Source organism: Brevibacillus sp. MCWH (assembly GCF_013096935.1).
In the GTDB taxonomy this organism is placed as follows: domain Bacteria; phylum Bacillota; class Bacilli; order Brevibacillales; family Brevibacillaceae; genus Brevibacillus; species Brevibacillus aydinogluensis.
The window spans coordinates 1-443 of sequence record NZ_SDLF01000165.1 but is presented as its reverse complement, the minus strand read 5'-3'; the positions used below and the strand labels follow the sequence as shown (position 1 = coordinate 443).

Here is a 443-nt window from a genome sequence, read left to right as displayed (position 1 = left end):
CCGATTCGTGTCTTGCGGCGGCCGCGTGGCTTCGGAGTACGCGGAGTGTGCTTGGGCCCCTTAACGTTTGCCGCGTTGGCCGCACCTATGGCCTCAGCGTCGTTGGGTGCGGCCTTCTTGGGGGCCGCCTTGGCGGCCTTAGCCACCCTAGGCGCCGCCTTCGCGCCGGTCTTAGCCTCTGCCATCACGATTCCTTACCATCGGGCCCAGTCGCCAGACCCAGTTCTCGTTCGCGCAGCACGGTGTAGATGCGCGCGATTTCCTGACGCACCGTACGGAGCCGGCGGTTATTGTTGAGCTGGCCGGTCGCCATCTGGAAACGCAAGTTGAACAACTCTTCCTTGGACTCGCGCAACCGCTCGGCCAGCTCCTCGTCGGTGAGCTCACGCAGTTCGCCCGGCGAGACACCCACTGCCATCAGAACTGCTCCTCTCGAGTAATAA

At 63.7% G+C, this 443-nt stretch carries 1 protein-coding gene; it reads right to left on the bottom strand.

Translation table 11 applies throughout. The annotated features are described in order from the left end of the window. Positions 1–184 precede the first annotated feature (184 nt). Positions 185–418: a 50S ribosomal protein L29 gene (gene rpmC / locus ETC00_RS19890; protein ID WP_003403594.1), complete on the bottom strand. Its 234-nt coding sequence runs from the start codon at positions 416–418 to the stop codon at positions 185–187. Positions 419–443: the final 25 nt, after the last annotated feature.